21 protein-coding genes are annotated in these 20,272 nt (G+C 75.1%); 14 read left to right on the plus strand and 7 right to left on the minus strand.

Annotation, left to right across the window (positions count from 1 at the left end; all coding sequences use genetic code 11):
- Positions 1 to 71: 71 nt before the first annotated feature.
- From ABZ570_RS19345 to ABZ570_RS19360, 4 genes are all read left to right on the plus strand, one after another.
- A complete protein-coding gene (locus ABZ570_RS19345) occupies positions 72 to 1,169 on the plus strand; it encodes a hypothetical protein (protein ID WP_358065044.1) in 1,098 nt (365 codons plus the stop codon).
- A gap of 104 nt (positions 1,170 to 1,273) precedes the next feature.
- Positions 1,274 to 4,459, plus strand: coding sequence for a BTAD domain-containing putative transcriptional regulator (locus tag ABZ570_RS19350; protein ID WP_358065047.1), 3,186 nt, complete (start codon positions 1,274 to 1,276; stop codon positions 4,457 to 4,459).
- 67 nt (positions 4,460 to 4,526) lie between these two features.
- The gene (locus tag ABZ570_RS19355) at positions 4,527 to 5,504 is read left to right on the plus strand and encodes an ATP-binding cassette domain-containing protein (protein ID WP_358065050.1); all 978 of its coding nucleotides are present in this window, start codon (positions 4,527 to 4,529) and stop codon (positions 5,502 to 5,504) included.
- Positions 5,501 to 6,358 carry an ABC transporter permease gene (locus ABZ570_RS19360; protein ID WP_358065053.1) on the plus strand — a complete coding sequence of 286 codons (858 nt, stop codon included), beginning with the start codon at positions 5,501 to 5,503 and terminating at the stop codon, positions 6,356 to 6,358. Before ABZ570_RS19355 ends, ABZ570_RS19360 begins: the two co-directional genes overlap by 4 nt.
- A gap of 91 nt (positions 6,359 to 6,449) precedes the next feature.
- On the opposite strand, the gene ABZ570_RS19365 is transcribed toward ABZ570_RS19360, so the two are convergent.
- Both ABZ570_RS19365 and ABZ570_RS19370 read right to left on the minus strand, forming a co-directional pair.
- On the minus strand, positions 6,450 to 6,932 hold the full coding sequence (locus ABZ570_RS19365; protein WP_358065056.1) for an SRPBCC family protein: 483 nt from the start codon (positions 6,930 to 6,932) through the stop codon (positions 6,450 to 6,452).
- Entirely contained in the window at positions 6,929 to 7,264 is a 336-nt protein-coding gene (locus ABZ570_RS19370) for a metalloregulator ArsR/SmtB family transcription factor (RefSeq protein WP_358065059.1), read from the minus strand. Before ABZ570_RS19370 ends, ABZ570_RS19365 begins: the two co-directional genes overlap by 4 nt.
- 306 nt (positions 7,265 to 7,570) lie before the next feature.
- On the opposite strand from ABZ570_RS19370, the gene mptB reads away from it, so the two are divergent.
- The 4 genes from mptB (at position 7,571) to ABZ570_RS19390 (ending at position 10,200) form a co-directional block, all read left to right on the plus strand.
- Entirely contained in the window at positions 7,571 to 9,001 is a 1,431-nt protein-coding gene (gene mptB, locus ABZ570_RS19375; RefSeq protein ID WP_358065062.1) for a polyprenol phosphomannose-dependent alpha 1,6 mannosyltransferase MptB, read from the plus strand.
- Positions 8,994 to 9,440 carry a phage holin family protein gene (locus tag ABZ570_RS19380; protein ID WP_358065065.1) on the plus strand — a complete coding sequence of 149 codons (447 nt, stop codon included), beginning with the start codon at positions 8,994 to 8,996 and terminating at the stop codon, positions 9,438 to 9,440. The genes mptB and ABZ570_RS19380 overlap by 8 nt, the downstream gene beginning before the upstream one ends.
- Positions 9,441 to 9,491: 51 nt before the next feature.
- The gene (locus tag ABZ570_RS19385; RefSeq protein ID WP_358065068.1) at positions 9,492 to 9,926 is read left to right on the plus strand and encodes a ChaB family protein; all 435 of its coding nucleotides are present in this window, start codon (positions 9,492 to 9,494) and stop codon (positions 9,924 to 9,926) included.
- Positions 9,927 to 10,017: 91 nt separating this feature from the next.
- Entirely contained in the window at positions 10,018 to 10,200 is a 183-nt protein-coding gene (locus ABZ570_RS19390) for a hypothetical protein (protein ID WP_358065071.1), read from the plus strand.
- A gap of 54 nt (positions 10,201 to 10,254) precedes the next feature.
- Here the strand turns inward: ABZ570_RS19390 and ABZ570_RS19395 are convergent, their stop codons facing one another.
- From ABZ570_RS19395 to ccsA, 5 genes are read right to left on the minus strand one after another with little or no spacing between them, the layout of a single operon-like run.
- On the minus strand, positions 10,255 to 11,145 hold the full coding sequence (locus ABZ570_RS19395; protein ID WP_358065074.1) for a cytochrome c-type biogenesis protein CcmH: 891 nt from the start codon (positions 11,143 to 11,145) through the stop codon (positions 10,255 to 10,257).
- The gene (locus ABZ570_RS19400; RefSeq protein ID WP_358065077.1) at positions 11,142 to 11,705 is read right to left on the minus strand and encodes a TlpA disulfide reductase family protein; all 564 of its coding nucleotides are present in this window, start codon (positions 11,703 to 11,705) and stop codon (positions 11,142 to 11,144) included. Before ABZ570_RS19400 ends, ABZ570_RS19395 begins: the two co-directional genes overlap by 4 nt.
- Positions 11,702 to 13,717 carry a cytochrome c-type biogenesis CcmF C-terminal domain-containing protein gene (locus ABZ570_RS19405; protein ID WP_358065080.1) on the minus strand — a complete coding sequence of 672 codons (2,016 nt, stop codon included), beginning with the start codon at positions 13,715 to 13,717 and terminating at the stop codon, positions 11,702 to 11,704. Before ABZ570_RS19405 ends, ABZ570_RS19400 begins: the two co-directional genes overlap by 4 nt.
- On the minus strand, positions 13,707 to 14,120 hold the full coding sequence (locus ABZ570_RS19410) for a cytochrome c maturation protein CcmE (protein ID WP_358065083.1): 414 nt from the start codon (positions 14,118 to 14,120) through the stop codon (positions 13,707 to 13,709). The genes ABZ570_RS19405 and ABZ570_RS19410 overlap by 11 nt, the downstream gene beginning before the upstream one ends.
- Positions 14,117 to 14,869, minus strand: coding sequence for a cytochrome c biogenesis protein CcsA (gene ccsA / locus ABZ570_RS19415; RefSeq protein ID WP_358065086.1), 753 nt, complete (start codon positions 14,867 to 14,869; stop codon positions 14,117 to 14,119). The genes ABZ570_RS19410 and ccsA overlap by 4 nt, the downstream gene beginning before the upstream one ends.
- A gap of 137 nt (positions 14,870 to 15,006) precedes the next feature.
- Between ccsA and coxB the strand changes: the two genes are divergently transcribed.
- The 6 genes from coxB to ABZ570_RS19445 are packed head-to-tail and all read left to right on the plus strand — an operon-like array spanning position 15,007 to position 20,271.
- A complete protein-coding gene (gene coxB, locus ABZ570_RS19420) occupies positions 15,007 to 16,035 on the plus strand; it encodes a cytochrome c oxidase subunit II (RefSeq protein ID WP_358065089.1) in 1,029 nt (342 codons plus the stop codon).
- A 7-nt stretch (positions 16,036 to 16,042) separates the two neighbouring features.
- Positions 16,043 to 17,971, plus strand: coding sequence for a cytochrome c oxidase subunit I (gene ctaD / locus ABZ570_RS19425; protein ID WP_358065092.1), 1,929 nt, complete (start codon positions 16,043 to 16,045; stop codon positions 17,969 to 17,971).
- Entirely contained in the window at positions 17,968 to 18,597 is a 630-nt protein-coding gene (locus tag ABZ570_RS19430; protein WP_358065095.1) for a cytochrome c oxidase subunit 3, read from the plus strand. The genes ctaD and ABZ570_RS19430 overlap by 4 nt, the downstream gene beginning before the upstream one ends.
- Entirely contained in the window at positions 18,597 to 18,998 is a 402-nt protein-coding gene (locus ABZ570_RS19435) for a hypothetical protein (RefSeq protein ID WP_358065098.1), read from the plus strand. Before ABZ570_RS19430 ends, ABZ570_RS19435 begins: the two co-directional genes overlap by 1 nt.
- Positions 18,995 to 19,879, plus strand: coding sequence for a cytochrome c oxidase assembly protein (locus ABZ570_RS19440; RefSeq protein ID WP_358065101.1), 885 nt, complete (start codon positions 18,995 to 18,997; stop codon positions 19,877 to 19,879). Before ABZ570_RS19435 ends, ABZ570_RS19440 begins: the two co-directional genes overlap by 4 nt.
- A complete protein-coding gene (locus ABZ570_RS19445; protein WP_358065104.1) occupies positions 19,876 to 20,271 on the plus strand; it encodes a c-type cytochrome in 396 nt (131 codons plus the stop codon). The genes ABZ570_RS19440 and ABZ570_RS19445 overlap by 4 nt, the downstream gene beginning before the upstream one ends.
- Position 20,272 lies beyond the last annotated feature (1 nt).

The following is a 20,272-nucleotide window of genomic DNA, read 5'->3' on the forward strand; positions in this document are numbered from 1 at the left end:
GTGAGGGCAGCCGCGCGCCGACCGCGGCCGCAGCGACCGTGCGGGCGGAGGCCCGTTCGGGGGGCCGCGTGATGCGGTGGATCTCGGGAGTTGCCGGCCTGGCCGTCCTGGTGATCACGGTGGGCAGCGTCCTGCGCAATCTGGTGGTGCCGCGTGGGCTGGGCTCGGCCCTGGTCCGGACGTTGTGGCGGCTGACCCGGTGGGTGCTGCGGCGGGTGTCGGCGCCCCTGCGCGGCTACGAGGTCCGCGACCGGTTCCTCGCCTGGCTGGCGCCGATCGTGTTGGTCGCGATGCTGTGGTCCTGGCTGTTCGGGCTGCTGACCGGGTACGGGCTGCTCATGCACGCGTTCTCCGAACTGTCCTGGGCGGACTCCTTCCGCGAGGCCGGGTCCAGCCTGTTCACCCTCGGCTTCGCGTCCAGCGTCCGCAGCCGGCTCAACCCGCTGGACTTCGTCGCCGCCGCGAGCGGACCGCTGGTCATCGCGCTGCAGATCGCGTACCTGCCGACGCTGTACGGCGCCTACAACCGACGGGAGTTGGAGGTCACCCTGCTGGGGGCCCGGGTCTCCCAGCCCGCCTGGGGGCCGGAACTGCTGGCCCGGCAGGCCCTCGTCGGTACCGTCGACGAGTTGCAGGGGCTGTACGAGAACTGGGAGCGGCTGGCGGCGGACATCGGCGAGACCCACACCAACTACCCGGTGCTGCTGTCGTTCCGCTCGCCGCGCCCGTACCGTAGCTGGGTCGTCGCCCTGATCGCGGTGATGGACGCGGCCGCGATGCACATCTCGCTGGCCCCGACGGCGGCGACCGTGCCCGCCGCACGACTGATGCTGCGCTCGGGCTTCACCGCGCTGCGCGACATCGCCCGGGTCGTCCACATCCCGTTCGATCCCGATCCCCGCCCGGACGGCCCGCTGCGGCTCACGTTCGAGGAGTACACCGAGGCGGTGGCGCACGTGCGGCGAGCCGGCTTCCCCCCGGAACGCTCCGCCGAGGAGTCGTGGCCGGACTTCCGCGGCTGGCGGGTCAACTACGAGACCATCGGCTATGCGCTGGCCCGCAGCACCGACGCGGTGCCGGCGCTGTGGAGCGGCGACCGGGACTTCCCGGGCACGCCCCTCGCGCTCCGCCGGCCGACCGACCGCCGGCCGCAGCCGCCGGCGCGGTGAGCCGTGACGCGGCCGACGGGGTCGGCTCGGCCCCGACGTGGTGCCCTCGGGGACACCGCACGGCCCTGCGGGGCGTACGGACGGCGTGGGCGACAATCGACGCCATGCGGTTCGGCATCCTCGGCGCGACGGAGGTGTACCCCGCCGACGGCGAGCGGTTCGCCGTCGGCGGGCCACGGCTGCGGGCCCTGCTGGTGCTGCTGCTGCTCGACGCGGGGCGGGTGGTGCCGGCCGACCGCCTGATCGACGGCCTGTACGGCGACGACCCGCCCGCCCGGGCGGCGAACGCGTTGCAGTCGCAGGTGTCGCGGCTCCGCCAGGCGCTGTCCGGCCCGGCCGGGCGGCCCGCGCCGGTGGAGTTCCATCCGGCGGGCTACCGGCTCGCCGTCGACCCGGAAGACGTCGACCTGCACCGCTTCACCGGGCTGGCCGGCGCCGGGCACGCCGCGCTGGCGGCCGGGGACCGGCCCCGCGCCGTCGAGCTGCTGCGTGAGGCGCTGCGGCTGTGGCGGGGCGAGCCGCTGGCGGACGTGCGGGAGGCGCCGTTCGCTTCCAGCTGGGTGGCGCGGCTGGGAGAACGCCGGCTGGCGGCGATCGAGGACCGGATCGAGGCGGAACTCGGCCTGGCAACGGACGGACGGGCGGCCGGGGCGGGGCCGGCGCCGTCCGCCGCCGAACCGCTGCTGACCGAGCTGCGGGAGCTGGTCGGCGCGTACCCGCTGCGGGAGCGGCTGCGCGGCCAGCTGATGCGGGTGCTGCACCTGCACGGCCGGCGGGCGGAGGCACTGGTCGCCTTCGCGGACCTGCGTCGCCTCCTCGCCGACCAGCTCGGCGCCGACCCGTCCGCCGAGCTGGTCGCGCTGCACACGACGCTGCTCCGGGACCATGTCGCGCCCGCGCCCGACGCCGGACCGGGCGGGGACAACCTGCCGAGCCAGCTCACCAGCTTCGTCGGCCGGGAGTCGGAGCTGCACCGGGTCGGTGACCTGCTCGGCTCGGGGCGGCTGGTCACCCTGCACGGCCCGGGCGGCGCGGGCAAGACCCGGCTGGCCCTCGAGGCCGCGGCCCGGCACGGCGGCGAGGTCCGCCTGGTCGAGTTGGCGGCGGTGGCCCCGGGGGCGGACCTGGCCGCGGCGGTGCTGGCCGCGCTCGACCTGCGGGACACCGCACTGGGCGGCCGCGTCGTCCCGCGGGAGCCCGCCGATCGCCTCGTCGCCGCGCTCGCCGGCCGGCGGCTGCTGCTCGTGCTGGACAACTGCGAGCACGTGGTGGCCGACGCGGCCCGGCTCGCCGCCCGGCTGCTCGGTGCCGCGCCGCTGCTGCGCGTCCTGGCCACCAGCCGGGAACCGCTCGGAGTGCCCGGCGAGGCGCTGTGCCCGGTGAGTGGCCTGCCGGTGCCCGCCGCCGCCGTCCCGCCCGCACTCGCCCGGGAGTACCCGGCGGTCCGGCTCTTCGCCGACCGCGCCGCCGACGTGGCCCCGGGCTTCTCCGTCGACGCCGACACCGTCGGGCCGGCCCTGCGGATCTGCCGTACGCTCGACGGCCTGCCGCTGGCCATCGAACTGGCCGCGGCGCGACTGCGGGCGCTGCCGGTCGACGCGGTCGCCGCCCGCCTCGACGACCGGTTCCGGCTGCTCAACCGGGGCAGCCGGGTGGCCGAGCCGCGGCATCAGACGCTGCGTGCGGTGGTGCGGTGGAGCTGGGACCTGCTGGACGAGACCGAGCGGCGGCTGGCGCGCCGGCTCAGCGTGTTCGCCGGCAGCGCCGACCTGGCGGCCGTCGAGCGGGTCTGCGCCCCGCACGACGCCGACGTCGTCGACGTGTTGTCCGGTCTCGTGGACAAGTCCCTGGTCGAGGCCGCCGGCGGGCGGTTCCGGATGCTGGAGACGGTACGCGCGTTCGCGGCCGAACAGCTGGCCGAAGCGGGGGAGGTCGAGCGGCTCCGCCGCGCCCACGCGGCGTACTTCCTCGACCTGGCCCGCACCGGCGACGCGCGGCTGCGCGGTCCGCGGCAACTGGAGTGGCTGCGACGGCTCGACGCCGACCGCGACGACCTGCACGCGGCGCTGCGTCAGGCGGTGGCCGCCGATGACCCCGGCGATGCCCTGCGGCTGGTCGCCGCCCTGTCCTTCTACTGGTGGCTGCGCGGCCTGCGGGGGGAGGGCGCGGTGGTCGCCGGCCGGCTCGTCGAACGGCTCGACGGGCCGCCACCCGGGCTGGCCGAGGAGTACGCGCTCTGCCTGCTCGTCGCGTCGTTGGGCGGGGCCACCCGGCGGGACGTCGAACCGGCCGCGGCGATCCTGTGGCAGCTGGGCCGGCCACCCGAGTACCCGTTCCTGCTCTATCTGGCCGGGATGGTCACCGGTCCGCCGTCGTCGGAGCGGCAGGCGCTGCTGCGCGCCCCGGACGGCTGGGCCAGGCTGCTCGGCAGCGACCCGTGGATCCGCGCGCTGGGCTCCCTCGGCGCCGGGATGATATGGCTGCTCGACGGCCGGTTCGACCGGGCCCGGGCGGTGCTGGCGGACGCCCTCGACGGTTTCCGCGCCATCGGTGAGCGGTGGGGGATCATTCTCGTGCTCACCTCGCTGGCCGAGGTGGCCAATCGCGCGGGCGAGCCCGCGGCGGCCGCCGGTCCGCTGGACGAGGCGCTGCGGCTGGCCGACGAACTCGGCTCCACGCTCGACATGGCCGAGCTGCTGCGGACCCGGGCCGACGGCCGGCTGGGCGTCGACGACCTGGCCGGAGCGGAGGCCGACTACCGGCGGGTCGTGGCCTTCGCCCGTTCGGCCGGGGCACCGGAACTGCTCGCCGCAGCCCACCTCGGGCTCGGCGAGATCGCCCGGCGGCGCGGCGACCTGGCCGGGGCCCGGCAGCTCTGCGAGCAGGCCCTGGCCGAGTGCCCCGCCGGCTGGTTCGGTGCCGAGGTGGTCCGCCTGGCGGCGCTGGTCACCCTCGGGCGCACGGCCGAGCAGGCGGGTGACGCGGCGACCGCCCGGCTGCGCTACCGGCAGGTGTTCGGCGCGACCGTCGGGGCCTGGGATCCGCCACTGCTCACCGCCGCGCTGGAGGGTCTGGCCGGCCCGGTCCTGCGATGCGGTGCCGACGAGGGGGCCGTGGTGCTGCTCGGTGCCATGACGGTGCTGCTGCCCGACGCCGTGGCCGCCGCGCACGCTACGCCGGCCGCGGCCGCGGCCCGGGACCGGCTCGGCGACACCGCGTACGAGCGGGCCTTCGCCCGGGGCGCCGCCATGGGCCGGCCCGAGGCGACGGCGTTGCTGGACGCCGGCTGACGGCGTCCCGACCGCGCCGTCAGCGTCCCGTGCGCGACCGGTGAGCGCCCGCGCCGAGGCTGCCGGCATGACCAACGAAACACCAGCCATCGTGGCCGAGGGACTGCGCAAGCGGTACGGCCGCCACCTCGCCCTCGACGGGTTCGACCTGGCCGTGCCGGCCGGCACGGTCTGCGGGCTGCTGGGGCCGAACGGCGCCGGCAAGACCACCGCCGTGCGGATCCTGGCCACCCTGTTGCGGTTCGACGCCGGACGGGCCCGGGTCGCCGGGTACGACGTGGCGGGGCAGTCCGAGCGGGTCCGCCACGCGATCGGCCTGACCGGGCAGTACGCGGCCGTCGACGAAATCCTCAGTGGACGACAGAACCTGGTCCTGTTCGGCCGGCTCCGTCACCTTCCGGCGAGGGTGGCCCGGCGGCGGGCCGACCAGCTGCTGGAGCAGTTCGGGCTGACCGACGCGGCGGACCGCTCCGCCGGGGGATACTCCGGCGGCATGCGTCGCCGGCTCGATCTCGCCGCCAGCCTGATGACGGCGCCGCGGGTGCTGTTCCTCGACGAGCCGACCACCGGCCTGGATCCGCGCAGCCGCAACGGCCTCTGGGCGGCCGTCCGGTCGCTCGTCGCCGACGGCACCACCGTGCTGCTCACCACCCAGTACCTGGAGGAGGCGGACCAGCTCGCCGACCGGATCGCGGTGCTGGACTCCGGCCGGGTGATCGCCGAGGGCAGCCCGGCCGAGCTGAAGGCCCGGATCGGCGCCGACCGGATCGAACTGGTGCTCCGGCACGCCGCGCAGTTGCCGGTCGCGGCCGACGTCGTCGAGCGGGCCACGGGCGGGCCGGTGACGATCGACGCGGAGATCCCGCAGCTCAGCGCCCCCGTGGCCGACCGGGTCGCCGCCCTCGCCGAGGTCATGCGGGCGCTGCGGGACGCCGCCGTGGCGGTCGAGGACGTCACCCTGCGACGGCCCACCCTCGACGAGGCGTTCCTGTGGCTCACCCAGCGCGAACCCGCCCGCGCCAACCAGACGGAGGTGGCCGCGTGACGACCGGGGTGTGGCTTCCGCCGGCCGACGTCGCGGCGCCGCCGGCGTCCGCCGGCCCGCTGGACCGGCTGCGCTGGGCGGTGCGGGACGGCTGGGTGATGACCGGCCGCAACATGTGGCACGTCGTCCGGTCGCCCGAGCAGATCGTCATCTACTTCAGCTTGCCGATCATGTTCGTGCTTGTCTTCGGCTACGTGTTCGGCAGTGGGATGGCGGTGCCCGGTGACGGCAACTACCGGGAGTTCCTGCTGCCCGGGGTCTTCGTGATGACGATGCTCTACGGTCTCGGTGCCACCGCGTCGGGCGTCGCCGCCGACGCCGATCGCGGCGTGATCGACCGGTTCCGGTCGATGCCGATGGCCCGCTCCGCCCTGCTCACCGGGCGGGCGGGTGCCGACGTCGTCCGCGCGGTGCTGGAGCTGGCCACCCTGGTCGTCTGCGGCCTGCTCGTCGGCTGGCGATGGCGCCACGGCGTGGGCGACGCGCTGACGGCGGTGGGCCTGATCCTCCTGCTGCGGCTGGCGCTGACCTGGGTGGGCATCCTCCTCGGGCTCGCCGTCCCGAACCCGGAGACGGTCAGCGTGATCGTGTTTCCACTCGCCTTTCCGCTCACCGCGCTGTCCAACGTCTTCGTCGCGCCGGACCTGATGCCGGACTGGCTCGGCGCGGTCTCCGCGTGGAATCCGCTCTCCGCCACCGTGGCGGCGGCGCGGGAGCTGTTCGGCAACCCGGGCATCGGCGGTGAGTCGTGGGCGGCGCAGCACGCGTTGCTGTTGGCCGTCGGGTGGCCGGTGCTGCTCATCGCGCTCGTCGCACCCCTCGCGGTACGCCGCTACCAGCGGCTGAGCCGTTGAGGCGCTGAGCGCGCCTGCCCGGCCGGGCCCGTCAGGCCCGGCCGGGCAGGCGTGGGGTGGCTGTCGGGCCGGCCGCAGCGGGGGCGGCGGCTCAGCCGTGCAGCGGCCGGCCGGTCTCCAGCAGCGTCTTGAGGTCACTGAGGACCTCGGGCCAGCCGCCGCCGACGCCTTCGACCTGGCCGTCCACCTGCGCCATGGTCTGCGGGGCGCCGGCCAGCTCATGGGTCACGGTGAGCGAGCTGACCCCGTCGCCCCGCTCCGCGATCTCGTAGGTCAGGCGGGTGGCCGGCTCGTCCAGCCAGGTCGGCCGCCAGGTCTGTACCAGCCGGACCGGCGGGTCGACCTCGATCACCTCGCCCTCGACCGGGATCTCCGGCATGCCGGCCTGCTGGTGCTCCGGTATCGCGCGGGCCCGGTAGCTGCCGCCCGGACGGAGGTCGTACTCGGCGATGCCCTGGTAGCCGTATCGCCGGGTCCACTCGGGCCTGGTGATCGCGTCCCAGATCGCCTGCGGGGTGGCCTTGATGTACACCCGGTAGACCTTGGTGGTCCCGGCGGTCGTCGTGGTGGTCATGGGTTCTCCTTCGTCTCGTCGCCCTCGAGTTCCGACTTGAGGTCCAGCAGTGCCGCGGCGTGGCGCCCGGTGTACTTGTCGATCCACCGGTCGTGGATCGACCGGATCGGCACCGGGTTGAGGAAGTGCAGCTTCTCCCGGCCCTGCCGGCGGGTGACCACGAGCCCGGCGTCCTCGAGCAGGCGCAGGTGTTTCATCACGCCGAACCGGGTCATCGCCAGCCCGGCCTCCAGCTCGGTCAGCGTCTGGCCGTCGCGGCGGAAGAGCCGGTCGAGCAGGGCCCGACGGGTCGGATCGGCGAGCGCCTTGAACACCAGGTCGTCGTCGCTCACGTTCTCAAGATAGGTGACCAAAAGGTCACATGTCAATGCCTGCGACCGGGTACCCGTTGGCGGCCGAACCCTGGGCTTGGGGCGGCGAGGTGCCCAGAAGGCGCTAGGGTCAGCGACAGGGCGTAGTGAATCAACAACTTGCTGTGATGTTCCTGGTCGGAAGTGCGGTCGAGGGCCGTAGTGGACTGCCTCTGCCGAGGTGAACTGACGGATGAATGGTTGCTGATGGTCCTGCGTGATGCTTCCGCACCGGCTCGCCCGGCCGCACCCTCACGTTCGCCGGCACCCCGGCACCGGCTGCTCGGCGTGCTCGGTTCGACCGTGATCGCGGTGGGCGGGCTGCTGGCGGGCGTGCGGCCGCTCGGCGAGGTCGCGATCGACCTGCCCCTCCTCCACGACCTGCGGGCGTTGACGGTGCTGTCGGTGTCCGTGGTCTACGTCGGCCTCGCGATGCTCCTGCTGGCCTGGTGGCGCGCCGGCAGGTCGGTGCGCGCCGCCGACGGCCCGTCCGGCCGGGAGTTGGCGACGACGGCGGCGTGGTGGGCCGCGCCGTTCGCTCTCGTCACCCCGATCTTCAGTGGTGACGTGCACAGCTACCTCGCGCAGGGCGCGATGACGATGGCAGGCCTGGATGCCTATCGGGTGGGGCCGTCCGCCCTGGGCGGCCCCCTCACCGTCAACGTGCCCGAGATCTGGCAGCACACCCCGGCGCCGTACGGTCCGGTCTTCCTCCAACTCGCCGCGGCCGTGACCGCCCTGACCGACCGCGGCGTCTGGGCCGGCATCGTCGGGATGCGGGTACTGGCGCTGCTGGGCGTGGGCCTGCTGGCCTGGTCGGTGCCCCGGCTGGCCGGCCTGTGCGGGGTGCCTCCGGCAGCTGCCCTGTGGCTGGGCGTGCTCAACCCTCTCGTGCTGCTGCACCTGGTCGGCGACGCCCACAACGAGGCGGTGATGCTGGGCCTGATGTGCGTCGGGCTGCTCCTGACGCTCCGGCGGCGGCCAGTGTCCGGCATCATGGTGATCACGCTCGCCGCCCTCGTCAAAGCGCCGGCGGTGCTGGCGATCGCCTTCGTCGTCCCCATCTGGGCGCGGCACCTCGCGGGCCGACGCAGACGAGTGCGCGCGGCCCGGCGGACCATCCTCGTCGTCGCCGTCACCAGCCTGGCCGTCACCGCCGCGACGAGGAGCGGTTTCGGCTGGGTACGCGCCCTGGACACGCCCACCCACGCGCACACCTGGATGTCGATCACCACGGACCTCGGTTGGGCGGCCGGGACCCTGCTGCACCACCTGAACGGCTTTGCGGTCGAGCACACCGTCCGGGCCTTCTGGCTGGTCGGGCTCGTCCTCGCCGCCGGGGTCAACCTGGCCCTGTGGCGGCGCGCCGCCCGGGTCGGGCCGGTTGCCGCCCTCGGGCTGGGGCTGGCGGTGGTGGTCCTCGCCGGCCCGGTGGTGCACCCGTGGTACCTGCTCTGGGCGGTCGTGCCGCTCGCGGCGGCCGCCCGGGGCGCGGTGATGCGCCGAGTGGTGGCCGTCGGCTCCGTCGTCCTCGTCCTGATGGTGCTGCCCGGCGGCGTCCAGCCCGGTCTGCCCGCCCTCCTCGGCGCGGTGCTGGGGTTGTCGGCGGTGCTGCTCGCCGCGGTGGCGGCCCGGCCGGCTCGATGGGCACGCATGCCACGGCCGGTGCGGGGTAGCCACGCGGGAACGGTACGAGGAGGTGGAGGCCCCGATGGGTGACGCTGTAGCGAATCAGTCCGCTGGGCCCGGACGGGCGGCCAGCCCGGTCGATCGCCTGGCCGAGGACGTGGCCGAGGTGGTCCGGGCGGAGGCACGTGCGGTGCGCGGCCAGTTGGCGGACGCCGCCCGGCCGGCCGGGCTCGGCGTCGCCATGCTCGCCGCGGCCGGCGGCTGCCTGGTGCTGAGCGCGGGAGCGGCCTCGGCGACCGTGCTGCGCATGTTGGAGGCGTTCCTGCCGCGCCGGTTGGCCGCGGCCGGACTCACCGCCGGCTATCTGACGGCCGCGGCGCTGCTGGCCCGGATCGGGCTGGACCAGCTGCGGGCGGCGGGGGGAAGTTCCGCCCGGCTGGCCGACGAGGTCCGCGACGCCGTCTCCGCCACCGCCGGACGGGTGGTGCCGGCCGGCTCCCACGCCGCGCGGGACGCGCTCGGGCGCTGAGCCGCCGCCCACGATGAGCACCGTTGCCCGCGTTGAGGAGGGCGTCGCGTCATGACGGACAAGCACCGGCAGGCCGAGGAGATGCGGGACGAGGTGCCGTCGACCGTGGCCCGGTCGGACGACAAGGCGGTCCGCACGTACAAGAAGACCCTGGAGTCCGCGGAGGAGACCTACGGCGAGGGCGAGCGGGCGCACCGCACCGCGTACGCGTCGCTCAAGCACACCCACGAGAAGGTCGGCGACCACTGGGAGCCCAAGGAGCGCCGGGGGCCGTCCGATCCGCAGGCGGCGCAGGGCGCACCGGCGTCACTGCGACAGCCGCGCCCCACCGCCCAGGGCGTGGACGCCAACGCCAGCAAGGGGCACCTCGACCAGGTGGCCCGCCGGGTCGGTGTCGACAACCCGCAGGACCTGGCCCGGGACGAGCTGGTCCGGGCGATCGAGAAGGCCAACGCCCGGGCCACCGCACGGGCCCGTAAACGGTGACGGTCGGCGGTGGCGGCCGGGAGCGGCCCGGAACGTTTGTGCCCTGCTGTGGTGGGTACCGCCCTCGAACGGACGAGGAAGGCGGTGGGCGATGAACACGGATCGGCTCAGCGACCTGGTGGTGGGCACGGCCGGCGACATCGCCGGGGCCTTCGTCGACCCTCGTCAGGGGCTCGGCAAGCTCCGGTCGGTGGTCACCCCCCGCGCCCTCGTCGCCGTCGCGGCGGGTCTGGTCGTCGGGTTCCTGCTGGCCCGGTCCGGCCGGCGCGACTGACGCCCGCCCGGCGGCTCTCGGCGGCGCGGCTCCTGCACCATCCCGGCCCGTGGCTCAGGATCCCGTCGACAGCAGCCGGTTGATCTCCGGGGCGGCCGGGTGCTCCGGGGCGACGGCCAGGAACCGTCGCAACGTGCCCGCGGCCTCCGCCGAGCGCGCGCCGCGCTGTGCCAGCCCCAGCACGAGCAGGCCGTCCGGCGAGTCCGGTGTCCGGGCGAGGACCTCCCGCGCGGTCTGCTCGGCCGCGCCGGCGTCGCCGGCCCGGAGCAGGGCGAAGGCGAGCCGCAGCCGGATCGTGTCGTCCGGCCGGTCCCGCAGGGCCTCCCGGTAGAGCTGGGCCGCGGCCGCGTACCGGTCCTGGGTTTCCAGGTCGTGGGCCAGTTGCACGGTGACCGCGACCGGGTCGGCCGGGGGTTGATCCGGTGGCCGGTCCAGGCGGTCGGCGGCGACCGCGACCGCGGCCACGAGGGACACCAGCCCGGCCGCGCCCGCCCACCACGCCCGGCGGGCGGCGTGGCCACCCGGCGCCGGCCGGGCCGCGGCGGCGCGGGCCGGGGCCCGGCGGGGGCGCAGCGTACGCACGGCGGCGTAACCGGCGCCCAGGAGGGTCAGCGCGGGCACCGCCCACAGCAGCGCGGTTGCGCCGTGGGCGGGTGGTTCGGTCAGCACCCCCGGCCCATACCGCTGGACGAACCACCGGCGGATCTCGGCGCGGTCCCGCCCCTGGGCGAGCTGGTCGGCCACCACCTGCCGCATCGCGGCGGCGATCGGGGACTGCGAGTCGGCCACCGACTCGCCCTGGCAGGCCGGGCAGCGCAGGCCGGCGGCGACCTCGCGGACCCGGTCCTCCCGGCCGGTGCCCCCGGCCGAGCGCAGCATCCCCACGCCGGCGCCGGCGGCCAACGCGGTGAGCACGAGCACGGCCAGCGCCGCCCGCCACCTCATCCGGACAGCAGCGGGGCCACCCGCTGCTCCAGCCACGCCGGGGTCACCACGCCCCGCTGCCGCTCGACGATCCGGCCGTCCCGGTCCACCACGAAGGTCTCCGGTACGCCCCGCACGCCCCACTCCACCGACCGGGTGCCGTCCGGGTCGGGCAGCACGGTCAGCCCGGTCGCGCGGGTCTCGTCGAGCAGCGCCCGGACCGCCTCGGTGCCGTCCCGGACGTTCAGCCCGACCAGGCGGAGCCCGTGCGGCGACCACCGGCGCTCGGCCTCGACCAGCAGCGGCAGCTCGTCGCGGCAGGGGCCGCACCAGGAGGCGAAGACGTTGACCAGCACCACGTGCCCCCGGGCGGTGGCCAGGTCGAACCGCCCACCGTCGAGGGTGGGGCCGGACAGTTGGGGTGCGGGTGCCGGCGCCGACGTACCGGCGTCCGCGTTCGTCGGCGTGGCCGGGGCGCGCAGGCCGAGGGCGACCAGCGTGCCGACGGCGACGGTGACCGCGAGCACCACCGCCGGCCCGGGGCGCAGCCCGGCCGGTAGGCGCAGCAGCCGGCGGCTCATCCGGCGACTCCCGGGCCGGCCGGCACGGGCGGTGGAGGGTCGCCGGCCGCCGGGGAGTGCGGAGGGCCGCCGGCCGCCACGGAAGCGGGGCGCTGACCACCGCCGGCCGTCGGCGCGGGTCGGCGGTCACCGGCCGACTCCGGTGGCCGCCGTCGACGGCGGGCGGCGCCGACCGCGGCGACGAGCCCACCGGCGGTGGTGAGCGCCCCGCCGGCCCAGAGCAGCCCGACGAGCGGGTTCACCGCGAGCCGTACGGTCGCGCTGCCGCTGTCGGCGGCGACCGCGATCAGGGTGACGTACGTGTCCCGCAGCGGTCCGGTGTCGATCGCCGGCACCGTCACCGTCGCGTCCCGCGCGGGGTGGTAGCGCAGCGCCGGGGTGACCGTCCGCCGCGTGCCGTCCGCCTCGGTGAGCCGGAGCCGGGCGCGAACCGCCATGCCACCGTCGCCGGCGGACCGGTCCACGCCGTCCAGCCGTACGCTCGCCCCGGCCACCCGCAACGTCTCCCCGGTGCGGATCGTCCCCTCGGTGTCCCGGCCGTACGCGGAGGACCCGGCGACGCCCACCGCGACCAGGGCGATCCCGGCGTGCGCGACGAGCCCGGCCAGGCCGACCACCCGCCCGCGGGCCCGCAGCCGGTCGACCAGCTGCCCGGCCAGGCCGGCGAGCACGAACGCCGCGGCGCCGAACGCGGTGAGCGCGGGCAGCCCGGGCCGGCTGAGCAGGCCCACCAGCGCCACCGTGGCCAGCGCGACGCCGCCGGGCACGGCGAGTCGGCGCAGTCCCCGCGCCCGGTCGCGCAGCGCCGGCGTCACCCCGGCGAGCAGCAGCACCACGACCGCCAGCGGCACCGCGGTGCGCTGGTAGTAGGCGGGCCCGACGGCGGCACGCACCCCGCCCAGCGGCTCGGAGACCAGCGGGAGGACCGTGCCGACCAGCACCACCGCCGCGATCGTCACCAACAGCACGCCGTTGACCAGCACGGCCGTCGGCCGGGACAGCATTGGGGCGCCCCGGCGGGCCGGCCGGGCGGTACGCCGTCCGGTCGCCACGGTCGACACCACGACGGCCAGCAGGACGAAGCCGAGCAGCATCGGGCCCAGCGGCGAGTCGGTGAAGGCGTGCACGCTGGTCACCGCACCGGAGCGGGTGAGGAAGGTGCCGAGCAGCACCAGGATGAAGCTGGCGGTGGCCAGCGTGCTGTTCCAGGCGGCCCGGCCGGCGGCCCGGCCCAGGGCGGTGTGCAGGAACGCGGTGGCGGTCAGCCACGGCAGCAGGGAGGCGTTCTCCACCGGGTCCCACGCCCAGTAGCCGCCCCAGCCCAGCACCGCGTACGACCACCAGGCGCCCAGCCCGATGCCGGCGGTCAGCGTCGCCCAGGCCGCCAGCGCCCACGGACGGGCCAGCCGGAGCCAGCGGCGGCCCTCCGGCCCGGCCAGCGGGGCGGCGAGCGCGAGGGCGAACGGCACGACCAGGCCGAGGTAGCCGGCGTAGAGCAGGGGCGGGTGCACCCCCATCGCGGGATGCTGCTGCAGCAGCGGGTTCGGGCCGGGGCCGTCGGCGGGCACCGGGTCGACCGGCCGGAACGGGTTCGCGGCGAACCGGGAGAGCGCGAAGAAGAACATGGTCACCGCGCTGACCACCACCATCGCGTACGCGTGCAGCCGGGCCGGGTACCGCTGCCCGGCCAGCAGCGCCGCGTAGCCGGCGAGGACCAGCAGCCAGAGCAGCAGGGAGCCGTCCAGCGCGGACCAGAGGCTGGTCACCGCGTAGTACAGCGGCACCTGGCGCCCGCCGTTCTCGGCCACGAACCGGACGCTGAAGTCGTGCCGGAGCAGGGCCGTCTCCAGGAGGGCGCAGGCGGCGACGGCCGCCACCAGGGTCGCCGCGGCGCCGAGGCGGGCCGGCCGGGCGGGTGCGCCGAACAGCGCCACCCGCAGCCAGGCCAGGGCGGTCAGGGTGGCGCAGGCCAGGCCGGCGGCGAGGGTGGCGGTGCCGAGTTCACCGAGCATCGACCGGTCCCGCCGGGCCGGTGGACGGGCGGTATTCGTTGCCGTGCCGGACCACCACGTGGTCGGAGTGGAACACCCCGTCCGCCCCCAGGGTGCCCTCGACGACCGCGCCCTCGCCCTCGCGGAACGTATCCGGCGGCACGCCGCGCTGCCGCACGGTGATCTCGTGGCCGTCCGCGGCGAGGCGGAACACCACCAGGTCGCCGTCGTGGCGCAGCGACCCGGGCACCACGTCGCCGCCGAGGCGGATCCGCCCGCCGCCAGTGGCGGCCGGCTGGTCGAGCACCTCGGCGGGGGTGCGGTAGTAGGTCAGGGTGTCCCGCAGCGCGCCGGTGACCAGCAGCCCACCGGCGGCGAGCAGCACGGCGACGAGGGCGGCCCGGCCCGCCCGGCGACGGATCATCCGACCCGGGCCGGGGAACGCTCGGGGGCGGCGTCGGCGGCCAGCCGCCGCTCCAGCCGGACCACCCGGTGCAGCACGACGCAGAACGCGACGAGCGTGGCCGCGGCGACGGCGAGCAGCAGCGCCGTGCCCATCCGCGCGTCGATCGGCGGGCGCTGCGGGGCGAGCACGGTCGCCTGCTGGTGCAGCGAGCGCCACCAGACCACCGAGAAGTGCACCACCGGGACGAGCAGGAACCCGGCCACGCCCACCACCGCCGCCGGGCGCGCCACCCGGTGGTCACCGCCGTCGCGCGCCCCGGTCCGCTCGCTCACGGTGCGGCGCAGGGCCAGGTAACCGGCGTACGCGACCAGCAGCAGGGCGGTGCTGACGAGTCGGGGGTCCCACGCCCACCAGGTGCCCCAGACCAGGTGTCCCCAGAGCGAGCCGGTGCCGATGGCCACGGCGGTGAGCACCACGCCGACCTCCGCGGCGGCCCGGGCGAACCGGTCCCAGCGCAGGTCACCCCCGATGAGGTACGCGCCGCCGGCGGCCAGTACGACGGCGAACGCGACGTACGCCACCCACGCGGCGGGGACGTGCAGGTACATGAGCCGTTGCGCCTGCCCCTGCGCCGCGTCGGGGGGCGCCAACCAGCCGCCGGCCAGCGCGGCGGCGGCGCACAACCCGCCGGCCAGCCAGGCCGCCGTACGTCGTGCGGCAGCCGCTCGGGCGGTGCCCGCGACCAGGTCCACCGTGGAGGAGCGCATGATCTCCCTGTCCGCGCCCGTGGCGCTTGCCGGAGGAGCAGAACTGCGGACCCCACCATAAGGGCGGAAACCGCCCCCCAGTCCTATATCGGCGTAAAAGGCGCGCAAGGGACCTGCTCCGTCTACTGTCCGATCCGATGGAGACGACAGCGCAGACCAGCTGGAGTGGGACCCGCCGGGGGCGGCGGCCGCGCCCGGTCGTCAGCGCGCTGGTCGGTCTGTGCCTGCTCACCGCCTGCGCCGGCGACTCGCCGTCGGCGCTGAACCCGGCCGGCACCGGAGCGGCCCGGGTCGCGGGCCTGTGGTGGCTGCTGTTCTGGATCTCCGTGGCCGTGTTCGTCGAGGTGATGGCGCTGCTGGTCTGGGCCCTGGTGTTCCGGCGGGGCAACGTCCGGGTACGCCACGGACAACCGCTGCGCTTCGTCGCGGTCGCCGGGGCGGCGATCCCGTTCGTCATCCTCGTCGCCGTCTACGGCGTCGGCCTGCGCGACCTCGCCGCGCTCGGCGCGGCACCCGACGGGGACGCGCCCACCGTGGAGGTGACCGGCCACACCTGGTGGTGGGAGGTGCGGTACGCGGGCGCGTCCGGAGCCACCGCCAACGAGATCCACATCCCGGTGGGGGAGCGGGTGCGGGTACGCCTGCGCACCGACGACGTGCTGCACAGCTTCTGGGTGCCGCAGCTGATGCCGAAGACGGACCTGATCGCCGGAGAGACCCGGGAGACCTGGCTACGGGCGGAGCGGGCCGGCAGCTACCGCGGCCAGTGCGCCGAGTACTGCGGCACCCAGCACGCCCACATGGCGTTCCTCGTCGTCGCGCAACCCCGCGCCGAGTTCGACGCCTGGCTGGCCCGGCTGGACGCCCCGGCCCGGCAGCCGCAGACCGACGCCGAGCGCCGCGGCCAGCAGGCCTTCGTCCAGGGCACCTGCGCCGGCTGCCACAGCATCCGCGGCACCGGCGCCCAGGGGAAGGTCGGGCCGGACCTGTCGAACGTCGGGTCCCGGTGGAGCATCGGCGCCGGGGCCGTGCCCAACGACGCCGGCCACCTGGGCGGCTGGATCGCCAACTCGCAGACGGTCAAGCCGGGCAACGCCATGCCGCCGCAGCCGGTCGACGCGGCCCGGCTGCCCGACCTCATCGCATACCTGCGGTCGCTGGAGTAGGTGGGACATGCCGACGACCACCAGCCCGCCCACCGGCCTGAGCGGCGACGACCTGGCCCGGCTGGCCGAGCACTGGGGCGAGCGCCCCTCGCTGCGGACCTGGCTCAGCACCACCGACCACAAGCGGATCGGCCGCCGCTACCTGGTCACCGCCGGGTTCTTCTTCGTGCTCGCCGGGATCAGCGCCCTGGTGATGCGGACCCAGCTGGCCCGCCCCGAGTCCGGCGTGGTGTCCCCGCAGGAGTACAACCAGCTGTTCACCATGCACGGCACGGCGATGATCTTCCTGTTCGCCACCCCGATGCTCTTCGGCTTCGGCAACTTCCTCGTGCCGCTGATGATCGGCGCCCGGGACATGGCGTTCCCCCGGCTGAACGCCTTCGGCTACTGGGTGTTCCTGTTCGCCGGCCTGTTCATGTGGGCCAGCGTGCCCTTCGGGGCGGCGCCGAACAACGGCTGGTTCGCCTACGCGCCGCTCAACCAGCTGCAGCACAACCCGGGGCTGCACATGGACATCTACTCGCTCGGCCTGCTCTTCCTCGGCATCTCCACCACCTCGGCGTCGATCAACTTCATCGTCACCGCGTTCAAGCTGCGCGCGCCGGGGATGTCGCTCAACCGGGTGCCGCTGTTCGTCTGGGCGATCGTGGCCACGTCCTTCATGGTGATCTTCGCGTTGCCCGCATTGAACGCGGACAACGCCCTGCTCTTCCTGGACCGTCGCTTCGGCGCCCACTTCTTCGACCCGGCCGGCGGCGGGAACGTGCTGCTCTGGCAGCACCTGTTCTGGATCTTCGGGCACCCCGACGTGTACATCATCGTGATGCCGGGGTTGGGGATCGTCTCCGCCGTGCTCCCGGCGTTCACCCGCCGAGGCGTGGTCGGCTATCCGTTGATCGTGCTGGCGATCGTCGCGATCTCGATCATCTCGTTCGGGGTCTGGGTGCACCACATGTTCGCCACCGGGCTGCCGCAGCTGTCCTACAGCTTCTTCAGCGCGGCGAGCACGATCATCACCATCCCGTCCGGCCTCCAGATCTTCGCCTGGCTGGCCACCATGCTGCTCGGCCGGCTGGTGCTGCGGGTACCGCTGCTGTACGTCATCGGGTTCATCGTGACGTTCGTGCTCGGCGGCTTCACCGGCGCGATGTTCGCGCTGACCGCGTTCGACCAGCAGACCACCGACTCGTACTTCGTGGTGGCGCACTTCCACTACGTGCTGATCGGCGGGGCGGTGTTCCCGATGCTCGCCGGCATCTACTTCTGGCTTCCCAAGATCACGGGCCGGATGTACCACGAGGGGCTCGGGCGGTGGGCGTTCTGGCTCGTGTTCGCCGGCATGCACGTCACGTTCTTCCCCATGCACCTCACCGGCCTGTTCGGCATGCCCCGCCGGATCTACACCTACCGCAGCGAGCCCGGCTGGGACGGGTGGAGCCTGGTCAGCACCGCCGGGTCCTACCTGCTCGCGCTCGGCCTGCTGCTGGTGCTCGCCGGCATCGTGCACACCCTGTGGCGGGGCCGCCCGGCGCCGCCGGACCCGTGGCAGGCCGACACCCTGGAGTGGACGGCGGCGTCACCGCCCGAGCCGTACAACTTCCCGGTCATCCCCCGGGTGCACAGCCTGCACCCGGCCTGGGACGAACGGACCGCCGAATCCACCGGTGCGGGGGCGACCGAGGACCGCATCCTCAGCGAGGGCAAGCGCACGCTGTTCACCAGCGAACTGGACGCCCGCTACGAACGGGCGGTGGAGATGCCGGAGTCCAGCTTCAAGCCGCTCGTGCTCGCCGGCGCGCTGCTGGTCTTCTTCGCCACCATGCTGTTCGCCTGGTATCCGGTGGCGCTGGCCGCGGTGCTGGCGGTGGCGGCGACGATCGCGGCCTGGCTCTGGCCGCCCCGCCGTCCCGTCGAGGAACTGGGGGTGGCGACATGACCGACCGGGGCGGGGTGGTGGCCGCGGCCACCGGCGCGGAGGCGCTGAGCACGGAACTGCCGGCCGGCCGACCGACCGGCTGGTGGGGCATGGTGATGTTCGTGGCCACCGAGGCCACCCTCTTCGCGTGCCTGCTCGGCAGCTACTTCTACCTGCGCTTCCAGTTCGGCCCCGAGTGGCCGCCGGGTGGCCTCGAAAAGCCCAAGCTGCTCATCCCGCTGCTGATGACCCTGGTGCTGGTGCCCAGCAGCCTTCCTGTGGTGTGGGCCGAACGCGGCATCCGGCAGGGCCGCCGCGGGCGGCTGCGCGCCGGACTGGCCATCACCATGGTGCTCGGGCTGTCCTTCATGGGCCTGCTCGTGAAGGAGTACTCCGACGACCTCAAGCTGCACACCCTGACCACCAACGTCTACGGCTCGCTCTTCTATGTGATCACCGGGTTCCACGGGCTGCACGTCCTGGTCGGCCTGACGATGATCGGGTGGCTGCTCGCCGCCTCGCTGCGCGGCGGCAGCTTCGGGTCCCACCGCCACGAGCGGGTCCGCAACGCCGCCATCTACTGGCACTTCGTCGACACGGTGTGGGTCGCCATCCTGTTCACCATCTACCTCTCCCCGCGGCTGTGATGACCACCCGACCCGACTCCCGAGTCCGCCTGGCCGGCGGGCTGCTGCTCTGGTACGGCGTGCTCGGCGGCGGCGTCGCCTGGGCGGTGCACCTGCTCGCCGCCTGGTCGCTGGACGAGTTGGCCTGCGCCGCCGGCGCCGAGTCCATCTCGGCCCTGCCGCTCTGGCAGGCCGTCGGGCTGGCCGTGGTGCTCCCCGGCCTGGTCGCCGTGGGATCCCTGCTGGTGGCCGTGCTGGCCTGGCGGCGCACCGCGGGGGCTCAGGCGGCCGGGACGACGGGCCGCGCCTACGACCGGTCCCGGATGCTCGCCGGGTTGGGCGTCTGGGCCAACCTGCTGTTCCTCGCCATCATCGTGCTCGGCGGGGTCGCCGTGCTGGTGTTCCCGCCATGCCAGCGGTGAGCGGCTACCGGGCCCACGGCCCGGATGCCCCGGCCGAGAGCCTGCTGACCATGCTCGCGGTGGTCGCGATCTGCGTGCTCGCCGCCGGCTACGGCCGGGGCGTGCACGAGCTGTGGTACCGGCGCGGCGCCGGGGCGGTCCTGCCGGCCTGGCGGGTGGGCGCGTTCGGCGCCGGCGTGCTGGTGGTGCTGGCCGCGGACCACGGCCCGGTGCACACGCTGGCCGAGTCCTCGTTCGCCGGCCACATGACCCAGCACATGCTGCTCCTGCTGGTGGCCGGGCCGTTGCTCGCGGCCGGCGCCGCGGGCCTGCCGCTGAGCCTGGCCGCGCCGGCGCCGCTGCGCCGGCTGCTCGCCCGCTGCCGGGCGGCGCCACCGGTACGCCGGCTGCGCCGGCCCACCACGTACGCCCTCCTGGCCGGGGCGGCGCAGATCGTCGCGCTCTGGTTCTGGCACCTGCCGCGGCCGTACGTCGCGGCGGTGGACCGGCCCGTCGTGCACTACGCCGAGCACCTCTGCCTGCTGGGAACGGCCTGGCTGTTCTGGGCGCCGGTGCTCGGCACCGCCCGGCACCGCCCGCCCGCCCCGGTGACGGTGCTGCTGCTGGTCGGCACCATGCTGCCCGCCTCCGCCCTCGGCGCCGTGCTCACCTTCGCCCCGGAACCGGTCTACCCGGTGCGCGTGCTCGGCCCGGACCCGCTGACCGACCAGCAGCTCGCCGGGCTGCTGATGTGGGCGCCGATGGACGTGGTCGTACTGGTCGTGGCGCTCAGCGTGTTCCTGCGCTGGCTGCTGCGGATGGCCGGGGATCGCCCCGACGGGCCGCCCGCGGCACCGGTGGCCCGACCGGTCGAGGCCGGATCGGAAGGGATGGCCCGATGACGTTGACCCGTACCCTCCGGGCGCTCGGCGTGGCCCTCGTCGGCCTGCCGATCGTCGCCGTCCCCGGCTGCGCGTCGACGGCCCCGCCACCGCCGCCACCGCAGTCGCACGCCGGGCGGCCCGATCGGGGCGCGCAGCTGATCGCCCGGTACGGCTGCGGCTCGTGCCACACCATCCCGGGCATCAACCAGGCGGACGGGCTGGTCGGCCCGCCGCTGACCCAGTTCGGCGCCCGCTCCTACATCGCCGGTGAGCTGCCGAACAACGCAGACAACCTGCGCCGCTGGATCACCGACCCGCAGGCCGTTGAGCCCGGTACCGCCATGCCGAACCTGGGCGTCAGCGCGATCGACGCGCAGGACATCGTCGCCTACCTCTACACCGCGGGCTGAC

Source organism: Micromonospora sp. NPDC007271, from assembly GCF_040634005.1.
Classification (GTDB): domain Bacteria; phylum Actinomycetota; class Actinomycetes; order Mycobacteriales; family Micromonosporaceae; genus Micromonospora.